Origin of the sequence: Mesonia sp. HuA40 (assembly GCF_008017835.1) — a bacterium.
Classification (GTDB): Bacteria; Bacteroidota; Bacteroidia; order Flavobacteriales; family Flavobacteriaceae; genus Mesonia.
Map to the genome: position 1 here is coordinate 16,776 of NZ_VRLT01000063.1, position 16,948 is coordinate 33,723.

A 16,948-nucleotide genomic window follows, 5' to 3' on the forward strand; every position below is an offset into this window, starting at 1 on the left:
AAATATACAACCTTTCATGATTTCTAGGTGCCGTTAAGGTAGTGTTAAGCTTGTAACATCAGAAAAATTAAAGTGTATTTTTAAAATAAAAAGAATTATGAAAAGAAACTTGCAATTACTTTTAGTTGCCTTTTTGGCTAGCGGGATATCTTTATTCTTGTACCAACAGTATCTTTTACCTAATACCGATGCTGCCCAGCAAACGCGTACAAAATCTATAGTTAAAATTGAGGATACCCTACCACAAGATACTGGAGTTAAGTTTGTAAAGCATTTTAATAGTAGCGATGCCGATTTTACCCAAGCCGCCAAGAAAACCGTTCACGCAGTGGTACACGTAAAGAATGTAAGTATTGGAAGAGCACCAAGAACCATACAAGAATACCTGCGAGGTATGCGAGGAGGTCGGGCTGTGCAAGGAGCTGGATCTGGTGTGATTATAACAGAAGACGGCTATATTGTGACCAATTATCATGTTATTAAAGATGCTTCAGAAATTGAGGTCACGCTCAACAACAATCGCAATTACAAAGCTAAGCTCATTGGTGCAGAACCAAATTCAGACATCGCCTTACTTAAAATAGAGGCCGAAGGTTTAGAGTATTTAACTTTTGGAGATAGCAATGACACCCAGATAGGTGAATGGGTGCTAGCCGTTGGTAATCCCTTTAATTTAACTTCTACCGTAACGGCTGGAATTATAAGTGCAAAAGGGAGAAATTTAGGTGGCGAAACAACCGGATTACCCTCTTTCATTCAAACTGATGCTGCTATAAATCCAGGAAACAGCGGCGGTGCTTTAGTTAATATTAACGGGGAGCTCATTGGCATAAATACAGCCATTACTTCACAAACAGGTAGTTATATTGGGTATGGATTTGCTGTACCAAGTAATAACGCACGAAAAATTGTAGAAGATCTAATTGAATATGGAAATGTAAAACACGCTATATTAGGCATACAAGCCGCAACGATAAACCCTAATATGGTTGAAGAAAATGAGCTAAATATTTCGCAGGGAGTTTATGTTGCGGGCGTTGCTGATGGCGCAAAACAAGCTGGTTTAAAAAAGGACGATTTAATTACCAATATTGATGGTTTAAGAGTCCGCAAACTAGAAGATCTCACCTCGTATGTTCAAACTAAAAGACCCAACGATGTGGTAAGCATTACCTTTATAAGAAACGGAAAGGAGCAAACAACAGAAGTAAAGTTAACCGAGTTTGAACGTTTACGCATCGTTAAAGCTGGTATTGAAGTGGGCAACGCCTCAAAAGAATACCTAAAATATTTTAAAGCAGAAAACGGAGTTAAAATCTTAGGTACTCTCAACGATCGCATTAATATTCCCGATGACCAATTTATCATAACCAGAATAGACGATCAAAAGATTTCGAGCGTGAAGGATGTTAAAAAGATAATTCAAAACAAAGCCGAAAACGAAAAAACAAAAATAACCTTTAAAGACCGTCTTGGCCGAGAAGAAAGCTATTATTTTTAATTGGTATTTATATTAAAAACATGAAATCCTCTTTTAGCTTTAAAAGAGGATTTTTGTTTATTATACATGCCATTACATTTAAATGTATATTTTTGCACAGACTTTTAATTTTCATAACACAACAAAACAATAATGAGTCAGCAAACAACTTACGAGAAAGAACTTGCTTTTCAGGCCGATAGACGCAAGGCTACAGTAGAGTTCATAAAGGTATTAAATGATTTATGGTACGATAAATCTATAGAACTTGTTCTTTTTAAAAATCAATTATTAGATCAGAACGTTAGCGAAATTCTTTATTTGCACGAATACGCCGGAGAATTTGTTCAAAAACCAATTTCAATTTTTGATAGTGTAGAGATTGCTAAAGCGATAAAAGACTTAGACCTTCCCGCCTCAAAATTAGATATTGGTAAGTTAACCTACGAGTTTCAACTTGATAGAAATGAAGCTAATAGCGCTACCTCATTTGTATCAAAAAAACTTGCAAAAGCCAAAGAGTTTGCTGGTTTTGAACCTAAGGACGTGGTGCTTTACGGATTTGGACGTATTGGTAGGCTTTTAGCTCGCGAGCTAATGATGAAAACCGGTAAAGGTAGCCAGTTGCGTTTACGAGCTATCGTTGTACGTGGGCAAATAGATAAAACCGTTCTTGAGAAAAGAGCCTCGCTTTTAAAAAGCGATTCGGTTCATGGTGATTTTTCTGGTACAGTAAAAGTAGATGAAGCCAACCAAAGTTTAATTATTAACGGAACAACCGTTCATATTATAAGTGCCAACCAACCAGAAGATATTGATTATACCCAATACGGAATCAACAATGCTTTGGTTATTGATAACACAGGAGCATTTAGAGATAAAGAAGCTTTGCAAAGACACCTGGTGCCTAAGGGTGCAGACAAGGTACTATTAACCGCTCCCGGTAAAGGAGTTCCTAATATTGTTCACGGGGTAAATGAGTTGGAGCACAATCCAGATGAAATTGATATATTCTCAGCCGCATCTTGTACTACTAACGCCATTACCCCAGTACTTAAAGCAATTGAAGACACTTTTGGTGTAGAACACGGACATTTAGAAACTATTCATGCGTATACCAACGATCAAAATTTGGTAGACAACATGCACAAAAAATACCGAAGAGGTCGAGCAGCTGCCTTGAACATGGTTATAACCGAAACCGGAGCCGGAAAAGCAGTGTCAAAGGCTCTACCAGCCTTAGAAGGTAAACTAACTTCTAATGCTATTCGTGTGCCAGTTCCTAATGGTTCATTAGCTATTTTAAACTTAGAAATAAACAAGGCTACTAGCTTAACAGAACTTAATGACGTTTTAAAACAATATGCTTTAGAAGGTAATTTGGTAGAGCAAATAAAATATTCTATAGATAATGAGCTGGTATCGTCTGATATTATAGGATCATCGGCGCCTTCTATTTACGATAGCAATGCTACAATTGTAAATAAAGATGGTAAAAACATCATTCTATATATTTGGTATGATAACGAATATGGCTACAGTCACCAGGTAATCAGATTAGCAAAATACATCGCAAAAGTAAGACGTTTTACATACTATTAATGGCAGCAGACTAAAATTAAGCAAACCTGTACTTTGTTATTGGTTTGCTTTTTTTGTTTAAAATAAACACAAATACCTCTTTAATTACAATAATGCCAATTATAAATCGTTTTGGCAAGAAAAATTTTTATGAATAATATTCTTAAACTCTCGGTAACCTTTTTGCTATGTTTTTTCGCTTTAAGCGGAATGCGAGCTCAAGATAGTGTTCAAAAAGAACCCACTATTAATGAACAGTTCAGCGAACTTATTGAAAACGCCAATAACTACCAAGAATATAAAGTTGTTAAACACGCCTTACTACTTCAGCTTCAAAAGAAAACAAAAGTAAAGATCGACGGGTTGAATAAAAACATACAACAACTTGAAGATAGTTTAAGTGCTAAGCAAAATAGAATTGAGAAGCTAAATGGCTCTTTATCTTCTACCCAAGAAGATTTAGACTTGGTAAATAGTGAGAAAAACAACATACAATTTTTAGGCATATCAACCGATAAGTCAACTTACCAAAGTATAATGTGGGGAGTTGTATTTGCTTTATTAGTTATCTTACTGTTCTTCATTTATAAATTTAAGAGCAGTAACGCAGCAACGAGAGAAGCCAAACAAAATCTACAAGAATGCGAGGCTGAGTTTGATGATTATAAAAAAAGAGCTCTAGAAAAACAGCAGCGGCTAGGCAGACAATTACAAGATGAAATCAACAGAAATAAAGCATAACCAATGGCCATGCGCATAGACATCATAACGGTTGTACCGGATTTACTCAAGAGTCCCTTTGAAGCTTCCATTTTGAAGAGAGCCATTGAAAAAGGTTTAGTTTCGGTTCACCTGCACAATCTACGCGATTATGTAAGTGATAATTACAAGCAAATAGACGACTACCAATATGGAGGCGGCGCAGGAATGGTGATGATGATAGAACCCATTGATAAATGCATTAGTCATTTAAAATCACAACGCGACTATGATGAAGTGATTTATATGACACCCGATGGCAAAACATTAAACCAAGGTACGGCCAATCAGCTTTCGCTAAAAAAAAATATTATCATTTTATGTGGGCACTATAAGGGTGTAGATGAACGCGTTAGAGAGCATTTCATCACACGCGAAATCTCTATTGGCGATTATGTACTCTCTGGTGGCGAATTAGGGGCTGCGGTATTGTGTGACGCTGTAATTCGCCTGATACCTGGTGTATTGGGTAACGAGACCTCTGCCCTAACCGATTCTTTTCAGGACAATTTATTAGCTCCACCTATCTATACACGTCCCGCCGAATACAAAGGTTGGAAAGTACCCGAAGTCTTAATTACAGGTAATTTTCCTAAAATAGAAGCCTGGAGAGAAAAAAAAGCCCATGAACGCACTCAAGAACGCAGACCCGACCTATTAAAAGACTAATAAAAATTGGTTATTTAAAAAAATAAAATTATTTTTGCACGCAATTCTAAAACAACCTCTGGCGAAATACGTGTATGTTGATTAGAAAAATTTTAAACCATAAAAACATGGAATCTTTAATTAAATTTGTTCAAGACGAATTTGTAACCAAGAAAGACTTCCCAGAATTTAAAGCGGGAGACACAATCACGGTTTACTACGAAATCAAAGAGGGTCAAAAAACCCGTACACAGTTCTTTAGAGGTGTGGTAATTCAGAAAAAAGGAACTGGAGCTTCACAAACTTTTACCATTAGAAAAATGAGTGGTACAGTAGGTGTTGAAAGAATTTTCCCTATCAACCTTCCTGCACTTCAAAAAATTGAAGTAAACAAAAGAGGTAAGGTACGTAGAGCTAGAATTTTCTACTTTAGAGAACTTACTGGTAAAAAAGCACGTATTAAAGAGCGTATGCACAAAGCTAAATAAGCCCTTTTTACGTTACAAAACAAAGCCTTTTTTCTTGCGAAAAAAGGCTTTGTTTTTTATAATTTTTCTAAACCTTTATCCTTTAAATTAGGCGTATAATTAACTATATTTGCTGCGATTTTAGTGCTAACTTTAAAAGAGTAGCGCAAATGCATTTAATAATTAAAAATAAACAGTTATGGCAGACCAACCCAAGATAATGTACACCAAAACAGACGAAGCTCCTTTTTTAGCTACGCATTCACTATTACCTATTATCGAAGCTTTTACCGCATCCTCTGGTATAGATGTAGAAACCAAAGACATTTCTTTGGCCGCTAGAATTCTAGCTGTTTTTCCTGAAGTTTTAAAACAAGACCAGCGTGTACCCAATGCCTTGGCTGAATTAGGTGAATTGGCAAAAAAGCCAGAAGCAAATATTATTAAATTACCTAACATTAGTGCTTCGGTTCCTCAATTAAAAGCTGCCATAAAAGAGTTACAGGCAAAGGGCTATAACCTACCAAATTATCCCGATGAGCCACAAAATGAAAAAGAAAAGCAAATCAAAGCTACCTATGACAAAGTAAAAGGTAGTGCGGTAAACCCTGTGCTGCGCGAAGGAAACTCAGATCGTAGAGCACCACAAGCCGTTAAAAATTATGCCAAAAAGAATCCACACCGCATGGGAGAATGGTCAAAAGAGTCTAAAACACGCGTAGCCAGTATGAGCTCGGGTGATTTTAGAAACTCAGAAAAATCGACTACCCTAAAACAAGCCGGTGAAGTTAGCATAGAATTACATCAAGATAATAACGAAGTTCTGGTATTAAAACCTCAAACCAAACTTTTAAAAGGAGAGGTGATTGATGCTTCGGTACTAAGCAAAAAAGCTTTACTTGAGTTTTTAAAGGAACAGGTAAAAGCTGCAAAAGAAGATGGCGTATTGTTCTCCTTACATATGAAGGCTACAATGATGAAGGTTTCAGACCCTATTATTTTTGGCCATGCAGTAAAGGTGTTTTTTAGCGATGTATTCGAAGCCTATGGCGAAGACTTAGAGAAAGCTGGCGCTGATACAACTAGTGGTTTTGGTGATGTGATTAGAGCAATCAATACATTACCAGAGGAATTACAAAAGAAAATAAATGATAGCATTGAGAAAAGCTATGCTGATGGTCCTGCCTTAGCCATGGTAGATTCAGATAAAGGTATTACCAACTTACACGTACCTAGTGATGTGATTATTGACGCTTCAATGCCAGCTATGATAAGAACTTCTGGACAAATGTGGAATGCCGAAGGCAAAACACAAGATACTTTAGCCGTGATTCCAGATAGCAGTTACGCCGATTTATATGAAGCAACCGTTCAATTTTGTAAAGAAAACGGAGCTTTTGACCCGACTACTATGGGTACCGTACCCAATGTTGGCTTAATGGCCCAAAAAGCAGAAGAGTATGGTTCTCACGATAAAACATTCGAAATTCCAGCGAATGGTACGGTTAAAGTCGTAATGAACGGTGAAACGCTCTTGGCTCACGAAGTAGAAGAAGGTGATATTTGGAGAATGTGTCAAACCAAAGATGCTCCTATTAAAGATTGGGTAAAGCTTGCCGTTTCGCGTGCAAAAGACACACAATGGCCAGCCGTTTTCTGGTTGGATAAAAATAGAGCCCACGATGCCGAATTAATCAAAAAGGTAGAAACTTACTTAAAAGATTATGACACCTCAGATATAGACATCCGTATAATGAATGTCGATGAAGCTACGCAATTTACTTTAGAGCGCGTTAAAAGAGGCCAAAATACTATTTCGGTAACAGGAAATGTTTTACGAGACTATCTAACCGATTTGTTCCCTATTTTAGAATTAGGAACAAGTGCAAAAATGCTTTCAATTGTACCCTTGATGAACGGAGGCGGTTTATTTGAAACCGGTGCTGGCGGATCTGCGCCTAAGCACGTGCAACAATTCTTAGAAGAAGGTCATTTAAGATGGGATTCTTTAGGAGAGTTTTTAGCATTGTCTGTTTCTCTTGAACACCTTAGCAAAACCTTTAATAACAAAAAAGCATTGGTGTTATCAAAGGCGCTAGACGAAGCTACCGATAAATTTTTAGACAATAAAAAATCTCCTTCTCGCAAGGTAAATGAATTGGATAACAGAGGCTCACACTTCTATTTGGCTATGTATTGGGCAGAAGCTTTGGCAAATCAAAAAGAAGACGAAGCTCTACAAAAAGAATTTGGAAGAATTGCCAAAGAGTTAAAAGCTAACGAAACAATCATCTTGCAAGAGCTTAACCAAGCGCAAGGTAAACCAGTTGATATCAACGGCTACTATTTCCCAGACGTAAAGAGAACTTACGAAGAAATGAGACCTAGCAGCACTTTAAACAAAATTATCAATAAAGCTTAAGCTTATATTCCTTTAAAAGAAAGCCATTAGTGTAAAAACTAATGGCTTTTTTTTATTTTTAAATATGAAGCATCTCCCTACCGTTAAAAAAATTTAATTGCTTATTCTTAGGCATAAAAAAAAGCCAAATTTTAGTAAAATATGGCTCTTTAAATATGTGTCAAACAAAGTTTAGTTTTTCTTAAACTTCGCGTATTTGTTTTTAAACTTATCTATACGTCCAGCGGTATCAATTAATTTCTTCTTACCAGTATAAAATGGATGAGAAGTTCTAGAAATCTCTAATTTCACTAGCGGATACTCTGTACCGTCTACTTCAATAGTTTCTCTGGTTTTTACCGTTGACTTAGTAATAAAGACTTCTTCGTTAGACATATCTTTAAAAGCTACAAGTCTATAATTTTCGGGATGTATTCCTTGTTTCATCTTCTTAAACTTTAAATCTTATGATTTTTTCGAGGTGCAAATTTAAACAATTATCAGAATAAAACAATATTTTTCTAATAATTATTCTACAAATATAAACTTTTTATTCTAACCCTGTAACCTTTTCCTATATTTGTACACCTATAAAGAAATCAATTCTTTTTTCCTATGCAAAATTCTACCAATCTTAAATCAGTTGCCAGTAACTATGGGTTTTATTTAGCTTTAGCCGTAGTACTCATTTTTAGTTTAGCCTATGCCCTTTCGGTTGAAATGTTTACCAAATGGTATCTAAGTCTAATTCTCTTTTTTGTCCTTGTAGGCTTTGGTGTGGCTTCCACAAAGGCTTGTAAATCGGCTTCGACCGAAATATTTTCATTCAAAAAAGCTTTTACTGCCTACTTTATTTGTGTAATCATTGGCTTGGTAGTACAAAGCCTTACACAGTTTAGTATTTTTAACCTCATTGATCCCGAAGCAGGGGCTTATATCGTAGAATTTAGCAAAGAACAAGTAGCCGATACCATGGCAAAATTTGGTTCGACTCAAGAACAAATTGATTTGACTATAGCTGCTATGGAGCAAGAAAATCAATTCTCATTAAAAAATCAAGCCATCGGTTTAGCTACCAATATTGTGTTTTACTCGATTATCGGATTAATTGTTGCTCTTGTTTTTAGACAAAAACAACCCGACAACTTATAATTTATGCAGCTTTCTATTGTCATTCCTTTATTAAACGAAGAAAAATCAATACCCGAGCTTTATCAATGGCTGGTTAAGGTACTCGAAGCTAACCAATTTAACTTTGAGGTAATCTTTATCAACGACGGCAGCCAAGATCAATCAGGTAAAATATTAGATGCTTTAGGAAGTCAAGATCCTCGAGTACGGGTTATACATTTTCAAAAAAACTACGGGAAATCTCAGGCATTGCACGCCGGATTTTTAAAGACTAAAGGAGAAGTAGTAATTACTATGGATGCAGACTTGCAAGATAGCCCCGAGGAAATACCAGAACTGTATTCTCTAATTAACCAAGAAGGTTATGATTTGGTATCGGGATGGAAAAAAAGGCGATATGACAATGTGCTTACCAAAAACATCCCCTCTAAATTATTCAATGCCGCAGCCAGAAAAATTAGCGGTTTAAGCTTACACGATTTTAATTGCGGACTTAAAGCTTACAAAAGCGAAGTGGTTAAAAATATTGAGGTTTACGGCGAAATGCATCGCTACATTCCGCTACTGGCCAAAAACCAAGGTTTCTCACATATTGGTGAAAAAGTAGTTAAACACCAGGCGAGAAAGTACGGCTCTACCAAATTTGGCGCAGAACGTTTTATTTTTGGTTTTTTAGACCTTATAACCATTTGGTTTTTTTCAAAATTTGGTAAACGTCCTATGCATCTATTTGGCTCAATGGGTGTGCTTATGTTCCTTATCGGATTTATGACGGCCTTTATTATTGGAGCCTCTAAACTTTACAAGCTATGGAACAATATTCCAGACATTTTGGTTACACAAAATCCTTGGTTTTATATTGCTTTAAGCGTTATGATAATAGGTAGTTTGTTTTTCCTTGCCGGATTTTTAGGCGAACTCATTTTACGCACGCAAAAAAATCAAAAACGCTATAAAATCAGTAAAACTGTAAATTAAGGCCCTAGCCTATTTAATAATATTTACTTTTGTAAACACACTTAACAACAAGTTGAATGGATGCAATTAAACAAAAAGCACAAGTGTGGCTAAACAGCCCATTTGATCAAAATACAAAGCAACAAGTACAAGCTTTAATAAATGAAAACCCAGAAGAGCTTAAAGACGCATTTTATAAAGATTTAGCCTTTGGTACAGGAGGTATGCGCGGTATTATGGGGCCAGGTACCAATCGAATAAATCGGTATACGCTGGGAAAAAACACTCAAGGAATAGCAGCCTATTTAAAAAAGACCTTCCCTAATGAGGCCTTAAAAGTTGCAATTGCCTATGACTGTCGTCACAACAGCCAAAGTCTAGCACAAACAGTTGCCGATGTCTTTTCGGGTAATGGTATTGAGGTTTATTTATTTGAAGAATTAAGACCTACACCCGAACTTTCTTTTACCGTAAAGCATTTAAAGTGCCATTGTGGTATTGTATTAACTGCAAGTCATAATCCGCCTGAATACAATGGCTATAAGGTATATTGGCAAGATGGCGGTCAACTGGTTCCCCCGCAGGATCAAGAAATTATCGCCGAAATTAATCAACTTAACTACGACCAGATTGTTTTTGAACCAAAGCCCGAATTGATTCAAACTATAGGTAAAAACCTTGATGAAGCCTATATCAATACGGTGCTAGAAAAAGTAACTTTTAATACCCCAACTAAAGCTAAAAAAGAATTACGTATTGTTTTCACTAGTTTACATGGTACTTCAATTACCATTATACCAGAAGTTTTAAAACGCGCAGGCTATGAAAATTTACATATTGTAGAGGCTCAAGCAACTCCCAATGGCGATTTCCCTACTGTAAAATCCCCCAACCCAGAGGAACCAGAGGCACTAAAGATGGCACTAGAATTGGCCGAGGAAGTTAATGCCGATATCGTAATTGGTACAGATCCAGATAGTGACCGCCTAGGAGTTGGAATTCGAGATAAGGCAGGAAAAATGATCTTGTTAAACGGTAACCAAAGCATGGTGCTAATGACCGATTTTCTTTTAAAACAATACACTCAGCAACACAAGCTAATTGGAAATGAATTTATTGCCTCTACCATTGTTTCTACCCCGCTTATGGAAAAACTAGCCGAACATTACCAAGTGGAATGTAAAGTTGGTTTAACCGGATTCAAGTGGATTGCCAAAATGATTAAAGATTTCCCTGAACAGAAATTTATTGGTGGTGGCGAAGAGAGTTTTGGCTATATGGTAGGCGACTTTGTTAGAGATAAAGACGCGGTGAGCGCCACATTATTAATGTGTGAAATGGCTGCTCTGGCCAAGCATGAAAACAAAAGTATTTACGAGCAATTGATAAGTATCTATACAACGCACGGTTTGTATCAAGAACACTTGGTTTCGCTTGTTAAAAAAGGAATTACAGGTGCTCAAGAAATCAAACAAATGATGGAGGATTTACGCGCCAATCCTCCAAAAGAATTAAATGGAATTAAGCTAATTCGGCTAGAAGATTATGCTGCCTCAACAGCACTAGACCTAAGTCAAAATAAAAAGAGTGTTTTAGACATTCCTAAAAGTAACGTATTGATTTTCTATTTAGAAGACGGAACAAAAATTGCGGCTAGACCTAGCGGAACAGAACCAAAAATAAAGTTCTACATTAGCGTACAAACCCCCTTGGCAGAGGCTAACCAGTATAATCAGCAAAAAGAAATTTTGACGCAAAAAATAGCCCAAATCCTAACCTATTTTAGACTTAACGATTAAGTATTGTAATGAATTATATTAAAAAGATTTTTCCCTTTGTACTCCCCTATAAAAAATATGCTTTTTTAAATATTATAAGCAATATTTTTTATGCGCTATTTAGCACTCTTTCTATGATATCACTTATCCCTATGTTAAAAGTGATGTTCTCTAATGCAGAGCGGGTAACCAATGAGCCAGAGTATAAAGGTTTAATGCATATTTCAGATTATTTCGAGAATTATTCCAACTATTTCATTACTACCTACACTGCACAAAATGGTGGGGTGGCTACGCTAACAGTGTTGGTTATTCTCATTATTAGCCTGTTTTTGCTTAAAAATCTGTTTAATTATGCTGGTTTATATTTCATCGCCTTCTTGCGCAACGGTGTTTTACGGGATTTACAAAACAAACTATACCATAAAATTGTAGCTATGCCCGTAGCTTTTTATAGCGAAAAAAGAAAAGGAGATACCATTGCAAGAATGACCTCAGATGTTGAGGAAGTGCAGCGTAGCTTTTTATCTATGCTTGAATTGGTGGTAAAAGAGCCGTTAACCATTTTATTTACAATTATCGGTATGCTGGCTCTTAGTCCGCAACTTACGCTATTTGTTTTTATCTTTATTCCTCTTTCAGGCTATATTATTTCTTTAATCGGAAAGCAATTAAAGAAAAAATCAGATGATGTACAACGAGAGCGTGGCCAGGTTTTATCTAATTTAGAAGAAACCCTTTCTGGTCTAAAAATTATCAAAGCCTTTAATGCTGAGGAGCGATTTGGAAAAAAATTTGAAAATACCACCAACAGGCTATATAATTTTTCAAATAGTCTTATGCACAGACAAAATCTGGCCTCACCAACCAGTGAGTTTTTAGGCATAATTGTTATTGCCATTTTACTTTGGTATGGCGGAAAAATGGTGATTATAGATGGTAATTTAGACGGGGCAACTTTTATAACCTATATGGGGCTCGCTTACAACATTTTAACTCCTGCCAAAGCAATAAGCAAGGCATCGTATGCAGTTAAAAGAGGTAATGCTGCAGCAGATCGGGTTTTGGAAATTATTGAAAATGATACAATTTTAAAAGATCAACCCAATAGTCTTAAAAAAGACAGTTTTGATCAAGGTATTCAAATCAAAAACCTATCTTTTGGTTATGACAAAAAACAAGTACTCAAAAATTTTAATCTTGAGGTTCAAAAAGGTAAAACAGTAGCCTTAGTGGGTCAATCTGGAAGTGGCAAAAGCACCATAGCCAATTTAATCACTCGTTTTTATGATATTGATCAAGGTGAAATTCTAGTAGATGGAGTGAATATTAAAAATATTCAAAAGAAGAGCTTGCGCGGATTAATGGGAATGGTAACCCAAGACTCCATCTTATTTAATGATAGTATTTACAACAATATTACACTAGGTAAGCCAGATGCTAGCGAAAAGGAAGTTATCGCCGCTTTAAAAATTGCTAATGCTTGGGAATTCGTTTCTGATCTACCAGAAGGCATTCATACTAATATTGGTGATGCTGGAGGTAAGTTGAGCGGTGGACAAAAACAACGACTTTCTATTGCCCGTGCGGTACTCAAAAATCCGCCAATAATGATTTTAGACGAAGCCACATCGGCCCTAGATACCGAGAGTGAACAGCTAGTGCAAAAAGCCTTAGAGAACATGATGCTTAACCGCACCTCAATTGTAATTGCACACCGTCTTTCTACCATTCAAAATGCCGATTTAATTGTGGTTATGAAACGAGGCGAGATTGTAGAGCAAGGTAAACACCAAGAATTATTGGCAGCTCAAGGAGTTTATAAAAATTTAGTCGAAATGCAATCTTTTGAATAAGCCATGCTAACACCAGAGGAAAGCCATATTGTTAAAACACTCAAAGCTTCGCGAACAGAAGCCGAGCAAGCTTTTAAACAGCTGGTAGACCTTTATAAAGAACCTCTTTACTGGCATATTCGTCATATGGTTAAGAATCATGATGATGCGCACGATGTCTTACAAAATACTTTTATAAAAGTATATCGCTACATTCATAACTTTAAAGGTGAAAGCAAACTTTATAGTTGGATGTATCGTATTGCCACTAATGAAGCCATTACTTTTTTAAACAAAAAAGCAAAACACCTTAATATCTCCAGTCAAGAACTACAAGAAGAGCTTATTGAGAACTTAAAAGCTGATATTTACTTTGATGGTGATGAAATTCAATTGCAATTGCAAAAAGCGGTTAACAATTTACCTGAAAAACAACAACAAGTTTTTACAATGCATTACTTCGAGGGTTTGAAATACAAAGAAATCGCAGAAATATTAGAGGTAAGTGAAGGGGCTCTAAAGTCAAATTATCACCATGCCGTTCAAAAAATAAAAGAATTTTTAGCGCTCAATCAAACCTTTAATACACATTAAAGTCTAAAAATTAAATGGATACCTCAAAAAATAAACATAAGGCTGCTGGTTTCAAAGTTCCTAAAAATTACTTTGAAGATTTTCACGTTGCCTTTCCTGATAAATCTTTTACCGAGGAGCAGGTATTGCATGAATCCCTAAATTCAGGTGAAGCATATAAAACGCCAGGATACAAAACGCCAGCCTTGTATTTTGAAAACCTAAGCATAGATTTACCAGATACTAATAAGAAATCGGTTGTTCTTTTTAGTGTTCGAAAGACTTTACCCTATGTTGCTGTGGCAGCTGCTTTAACTATTATTTTTCTAATCAACTCCAATTGGTTTTCAAAGGTAGATTACACCTCTCAAATAGACCCATTAGCCTTGGAATCTTACTTAGAAAAGTCGTTATTGGAGTCTGATTTTAATGAAGATTTAGAATCAACATTTCCCGATGTAAATCGGTCTATGGAAAGTACTAGTATTTCTGAACAAACAATTCTCAACTATGTTGATAAAAACCAAGAATTTTTAAGCTATTTAGAACCATGAAAAAACTCATTTTCTGTATTGTTTTCGTTATGTTTTCCGCCTCCTTGGTCTGGAGTCAAAATAATTCTGAAGAGAAAAAAATAGAATCGCTTAAAGTAGCCTTTATCACAGAAGAATTAAATTTAAGTAGTCAAGAAGCTGAAAAGTTTTGGCCAATTTATCGTAAATATGAAGCTAAAAACGATAAACTTTATGACGAAAAATGGTGCGCCGTTAAAAACGGACTTGATTTAATCGATGAGATAGACGAAGCCACTGCTAGCGCTTTATTAAATGAATATATTGATTTAAAGAAGCAAAGTGCCCAATTAAAAGAAGATTTTGTTAATGAATTAAAGCGCGTGATTCCAGCCAAAAAGATTCTACATTTAAAAAAAGCCGAGCGAGATTTTCACCGTGATTTATTGAAAAAGTTAAAAAACAAATAATTCATTAATCCATCGAATCTTCAAGGAAAACAATTTTCTTTATTCCTCCTTTACCGGCAGCGTACGCTGTATATTCATTTAAAAATGAAATCGTGTATAAGCCTTTATCGCTTAATTGTTTCCAGGTTTTACCAAAATCACTAGAATAGGCAATGCCGGTAAAACTTACCGCAACCATTTCTCGTCCCCCAGAATTTGGAATAAATTTAATGCAACTTTTGTAACCAGGCAGAGCTTGATTGCTTATAACCTGCCAACTTTTACCACCATCAAAAGTAATTGCTTTGTTATTATGCATTTGATTTGGTTGCGTGTAATCACCACCAACGATAACGCCTAAATCTTCATTATAAAAATCTACGCTATAAATACCCTGGGTGGCTTTTCCCGCGATTATAGGTGTGTCATAAGCCTTCCACGTTATTCCCTTATCATCGGTAAAATAAACCCTCGCCGCAGCTCCTCCGGTTACCACCCAAGCTTTATTCCCTTTAATATTAATATTGGTGTTACTTGCTGCAAATCCGGCTTCGCCCGGTATAAAACCTGGCAACTGTTTACAATCTACAGGTTTCCAACTGTTACCTCCATCTCGAGTAACCAAAAGTCGTAAGCAATTCTCTACTGGGTCTCCAAGCGCAAGGCCTTCTTGATCATTCCAAAAAGCTAATGCATTATAAAAAATTCCGGCTGTATTATCTTGATGAACCAACATTCGTTTACCAAAAAAATTTACTTTATATAAAAGAGCTGGGTTACCTGCACTTAATATAAAATCGGCATCACCCGTGTGAGCAATGGCTCTAAATTCGGGTTGATTACCATTAAAGTCTACCTCCCCTATATATGCAATCGAATGGTCTGCAGTATTCAAATATCCAAATTCACCCTTTTCACCACCATAAAAAATATGTTTATCATTCACATTCAATGCGCGAATACTAATATCTCGATCTAAAACCGTTTCAATTTTCACATTAGTATAAACTTGTGGTCCCTGTTGATTTTGAGAAACTTTCACGCAAGAAAAGCAAAAAAATGCAAATAAACAGAGAAAGATATGCTTCATAACTTGGTATTTATATTCAAATATAAGATTATTCCCTTATAAAATTACGTAACTTTGCAAGCTAAATTTCAATCTATGAGATTACACAGAAATCTTGTTTTTGCCGTAGTAGACACCTTGCATTTGGTATTTAATGAAGGTAAATATGCAGATAAAGAACTGGCTAACACCTTAAAAAGAGATAAGCGCTGGGGCGCAAGAGACCGCAGTTTTATTGCCGAAACCGTTTACGACATTGTACGCTGGAAAAGGCTTTATGCCGCTATTGCCGAAGTTAAAGAACCTTATAGCAGACCTAACCTTTTTAGGTTGTTTGCAGTCTGGGCAACGTTAAAAGGAATCGCTTTACCCGACTGGAAGCAATTAGAGGACACCCCTACAAGGCGAATTAAAGGTAAGTTTGATGAGCTTTCTCAAATTCGTGTTTATAGAGAGTCTATACCAGACTGGTTAGACAAAATTGCCGTTCAAGAAATGGGTGAAGAAAAATGGTCTAAAGAAATTGCATCTCTCAACAAAACTGCTCCAGTAGTTTTGCGCACCAACAAGCTTAAAACAGATTCAAAGAGTCTTCGCGACCTTCTTTTTCAGGAAGAAATTGAAGCGCACAGTATTCAGAATTACCCCGATGCCTTGGTGCTTGAAGAAAGAACCAATGTCTTCAAAACCCAAACTTTTAAAAATGGTTTCTTTGAGGTGCAAGATGCTTCTTCGCAACTGGTGGCTCCATTTCTGCAAGTTGAACCCGGTATGCGGGTGGTTGACACTTGTGCAGGGGCTGGCGGTAAAGCCCTGCACCTAGCAGCACTGATGGAAAATAAAGGCCAGATTATTGCGCTAGATATTTATGGTAATAAATTAAAAGAACTAAAACGTAGAGCCAAACGAGCCGGTGCTCACAATATCGAAACCAGAACTATAGAAAACAATAAGGTTATCAAGAAATTGCACCAAAAGGCCGACCGTGTTTTGATTGATGCTCCTTGTAGTGGTTTAGGTGTTCTGAGTCGGAATCCCGATGCAAAATGGAAATTACAACCCGAGTTCTTAGAAAAAATAAAAGCCGTACAACGAGAAATATTAGCTAATTATTCAAAAATAGTGAAGTCAGGAGGAAAATTGGTGTATGCAACCTGCTCTATACTGCCTTCCGAAAATCAGCAACAAGTCGAATTTTTCTTGAATTCTGAGGCAGGAAAAGACTTTACATTAGAAGATCAAAAAATAATTTTAAGTTACGAATCTGGTTATGACGGATTTTATATGGCACGTTTAATTAAAAAATAA

General features: G+C 36.2%; 16 protein-coding genes. 14 read left to right on the plus strand and 2 right to left on the minus strand.

Features of this window, described 5'->3' with window-relative positions; all coding sequences use genetic code 11:
• Positions 1 to 97: 97 nt before the first annotated feature.
• The 6 genes from FT993_RS11975 (at position 98) to FT993_RS12000 (ending at position 7,357) form a co-directional block, all read left to right on the plus strand.
• Positions 98 to 1,501, plus strand: coding sequence for a S1C family serine protease (locus FT993_RS11975; protein WP_147862798.1), 1,404 nt, complete (start codon positions 98 to 100; stop codon positions 1,499 to 1,501).
• A gap of 132 nt (positions 1,502 to 1,633) precedes the next feature.
• Positions 1,634 to 3,082, plus strand: coding sequence for a glyceraldehyde-3-phosphate dehydrogenase (locus tag FT993_RS11980; RefSeq protein ID WP_147862799.1), 1,449 nt, complete (start codon positions 1,634 to 1,636; stop codon positions 3,080 to 3,082).
• 129 nt (positions 3,083 to 3,211) lie between these two features.
• The gene (locus FT993_RS11985) at positions 3,212 to 3,802 is read left to right on the plus strand and encodes a hypothetical protein (protein ID WP_255504503.1); all 591 of its coding nucleotides are present in this window, start codon (positions 3,212 to 3,214) and stop codon (positions 3,800 to 3,802) included.
• 9 nt (positions 3,803 to 3,811) lie between these two features.
• A complete protein-coding gene (gene trmD, locus FT993_RS11990) occupies positions 3,812 to 4,489 on the plus strand; it encodes a tRNA (guanosine(37)-N1)-methyltransferase TrmD (protein WP_147862800.1) in 678 nt (225 codons plus the stop codon).
• A gap of 107 nt (positions 4,490 to 4,596) precedes the next feature.
• Positions 4,597 to 4,956, plus strand: coding sequence for a 50S ribosomal protein L19 (gene rplS, locus FT993_RS11995; protein ID WP_147862801.1), 360 nt, complete (start codon positions 4,597 to 4,599; stop codon positions 4,954 to 4,956).
• A gap of 178 nt (positions 4,957 to 5,134) precedes the next feature.
• Positions 5,135 to 7,357 carry an NADP-dependent isocitrate dehydrogenase gene (locus FT993_RS12000; protein ID WP_147862802.1) on the plus strand — a complete coding sequence of 741 codons (2,223 nt, stop codon included), beginning with the start codon at positions 5,135 to 5,137 and terminating at the stop codon, positions 7,355 to 7,357.
• 171 nt (positions 7,358 to 7,528) lie between these two features.
• Here the strand turns inward: FT993_RS12000 and FT993_RS12005 are convergent, their stop codons facing one another.
• Entirely contained in the window at positions 7,529 to 7,783 is a 255-nt protein-coding gene (locus FT993_RS12005) for a type B 50S ribosomal protein L31 (protein WP_147862803.1), read from the minus strand.
• A gap of 168 nt (positions 7,784 to 7,951) precedes the next feature.
• Between FT993_RS12005 and FT993_RS12010 the strand changes: the two genes are divergently transcribed.
• From FT993_RS12010 to FT993_RS12040, 7 genes are read left to right on the plus strand one after another with little or no spacing between them, the layout of a single operon-like run.
• Positions 7,952 to 8,488 (plus strand): DUF4199 domain-containing protein, encoded by a 537-nt coding sequence (locus tag FT993_RS12010; RefSeq protein ID WP_147862804.1) that lies wholly within the window; start codon positions 7,952 to 7,954, stop codon positions 8,486 to 8,488.
• Positions 8,489 to 8,491: 3 nt separating this feature from the next.
• A complete protein-coding gene (locus tag FT993_RS12015) occupies positions 8,492 to 9,445 on the plus strand; it encodes a glycosyltransferase family 2 protein (RefSeq protein WP_147862805.1) in 954 nt (317 codons plus the stop codon).
• 56 nt (positions 9,446 to 9,501) lie between these two features.
• Positions 9,502 to 11,223 (plus strand): phospho-sugar mutase, encoded by a 1,722-nt coding sequence (locus tag FT993_RS12020; protein ID WP_147862806.1) that lies wholly within the window; start codon positions 9,502 to 9,504, stop codon positions 11,221 to 11,223.
• An 8-nt stretch (positions 11,224 to 11,231) separates the two neighbouring features.
• Positions 11,232 to 13,058 carry an ABC transporter ATP-binding protein gene (locus FT993_RS12025; protein WP_147862807.1) on the plus strand — a complete coding sequence of 609 codons (1,827 nt, stop codon included), beginning with the start codon at positions 11,232 to 11,234 and terminating at the stop codon, positions 13,056 to 13,058.
• Positions 13,059 to 13,061: 3 nt separating this feature from the next.
• The gene (locus FT993_RS12030) at positions 13,062 to 13,631 is read left to right on the plus strand and encodes an RNA polymerase sigma factor (protein WP_147862808.1); all 570 of its coding nucleotides are present in this window, start codon (positions 13,062 to 13,064) and stop codon (positions 13,629 to 13,631) included.
• A 14-nt stretch (positions 13,632 to 13,645) separates the two neighbouring features.
• Positions 13,646 to 14,164 carry a hypothetical protein gene (locus tag FT993_RS12035; protein WP_147862809.1) on the plus strand — a complete coding sequence of 173 codons (519 nt, stop codon included), beginning with the start codon at positions 13,646 to 13,648 and terminating at the stop codon, positions 14,162 to 14,164.
• Positions 14,161 to 14,592 carry a hypothetical protein gene (locus FT993_RS12040; RefSeq protein WP_147862810.1) on the plus strand — a complete coding sequence of 144 codons (432 nt, stop codon included), beginning with the start codon at positions 14,161 to 14,163 and terminating at the stop codon, positions 14,590 to 14,592. The genes FT993_RS12035 and FT993_RS12040 overlap by 4 nt, the downstream gene beginning before the upstream one ends.
• A gap of 4 nt (positions 14,593 to 14,596) precedes the next feature.
• On the opposite strand, the gene FT993_RS12045 is transcribed toward FT993_RS12040, so the two are convergent.
• Positions 14,597 to 15,661 carry an oxidoreductase gene (locus FT993_RS12045; RefSeq protein ID WP_147862811.1) on the minus strand — a complete coding sequence of 355 codons (1,065 nt, stop codon included), beginning with the start codon at positions 15,659 to 15,661 and terminating at the stop codon, positions 14,597 to 14,599.
• A gap of 75 nt (positions 15,662 to 15,736) precedes the next feature.
• On the opposite strand from FT993_RS12045, the gene FT993_RS12050 reads away from it, so the two are divergent.
• The gene (locus FT993_RS12050) at positions 15,737 to 16,948 is read left to right on the plus strand and encodes an RsmB/NOP family class I SAM-dependent RNA methyltransferase (RefSeq protein WP_147862812.1); all 1,212 of its coding nucleotides are present in this window, start codon (positions 15,737 to 15,739) and stop codon (positions 16,946 to 16,948) included.

Bases quoted from the DNA above. Each gene is read 5' to 3' on its own strand.
- FT993_RS12015 (WP_147862805.1), top strand. From the start codon at position 8,492: ATGCAGCTTTCTATTGTCATTCCTTTATTAAACGAAGAAAAATCAATA.
- rplS (WP_147862801.1), top strand. From the start codon at position 4,597: ATGGAATCTTTAATTAAATTTGTTCAAGACGAATTTGTAACCAAGAAA.
- FT993_RS12020 (WP_147862806.1), top strand. From the start codon at position 9,502: ATGGATGCAATTAAACAAAAAGCACAAGTGTGGCTAAACAGCCCATTT.
- FT993_RS12000 (WP_147862802.1), top strand. From the start codon at position 5,135: ATGGCAGACCAACCCAAGATAATGTACACCAAAACAGACGAAGCTCCT.
- FT993_RS12050 (WP_147862812.1), top strand. From the start codon at position 15,737: ATGAGATTACACAGAAATCTTGTTTTTGCCGTAGTAGACACCTTGCAT.
- FT993_RS11980 (WP_147862799.1), top strand. From the start codon at position 1,634: ATGAGTCAGCAAACAACTTACGAGAAAGAACTTGCTTTTCAGGCCGAT.
- FT993_RS12025 (WP_147862807.1), top strand. From the start codon at position 11,232: ATGAATTATATTAAAAAGATTTTTCCCTTTGTACTCCCCTATAAAAAA.
- FT993_RS11985 (WP_255504503.1), top strand. From the start codon at position 3,212: ATGAATAATATTCTTAAACTCTCGGTAACCTTTTTGCTATGTTTTTTC.
- FT993_RS12045 (WP_147862811.1), bottom strand. From the start codon at position 15,661: ATGAAGCATATCTTTCTCTGTTTATTTGCATTTTTTTGCTTTTCTTGC.
- FT993_RS12030 (WP_147862808.1), top strand. From the start codon at position 13,062: ATGCTAACACCAGAGGAAAGCCATATTGTTAAAACACTCAAAGCTTCG.
- FT993_RS12040 (WP_147862810.1), top strand. From the start codon at position 14,161: ATGAAAAAACTCATTTTCTGTATTGTTTTCGTTATGTTTTCCGCCTCC.
- FT993_RS12005 (WP_147862803.1), bottom strand. From the start codon at position 7,783: ATGAAACAAGGAATACATCCCGAAAATTATAGACTTGTAGCTTTTAAA.
- FT993_RS11975 (WP_147862798.1), top strand. From the start codon at position 98: ATGAAAAGAAACTTGCAATTACTTTTAGTTGCCTTTTTGGCTAGCGGG.
- FT993_RS12010 (WP_147862804.1), top strand. From the start codon at position 7,952: ATGCAAAATTCTACCAATCTTAAATCAGTTGCCAGTAACTATGGGTTT.
- trmD (WP_147862800.1), top strand. From the start codon at position 3,812: ATGCGCATAGACATCATAACGGTTGTACCGGATTTACTCAAGAGTCCC.
- FT993_RS12035 (WP_147862809.1), top strand. From the start codon at position 13,646: ATGGATACCTCAAAAAATAAACATAAGGCTGCTGGTTTCAAAGTTCCT.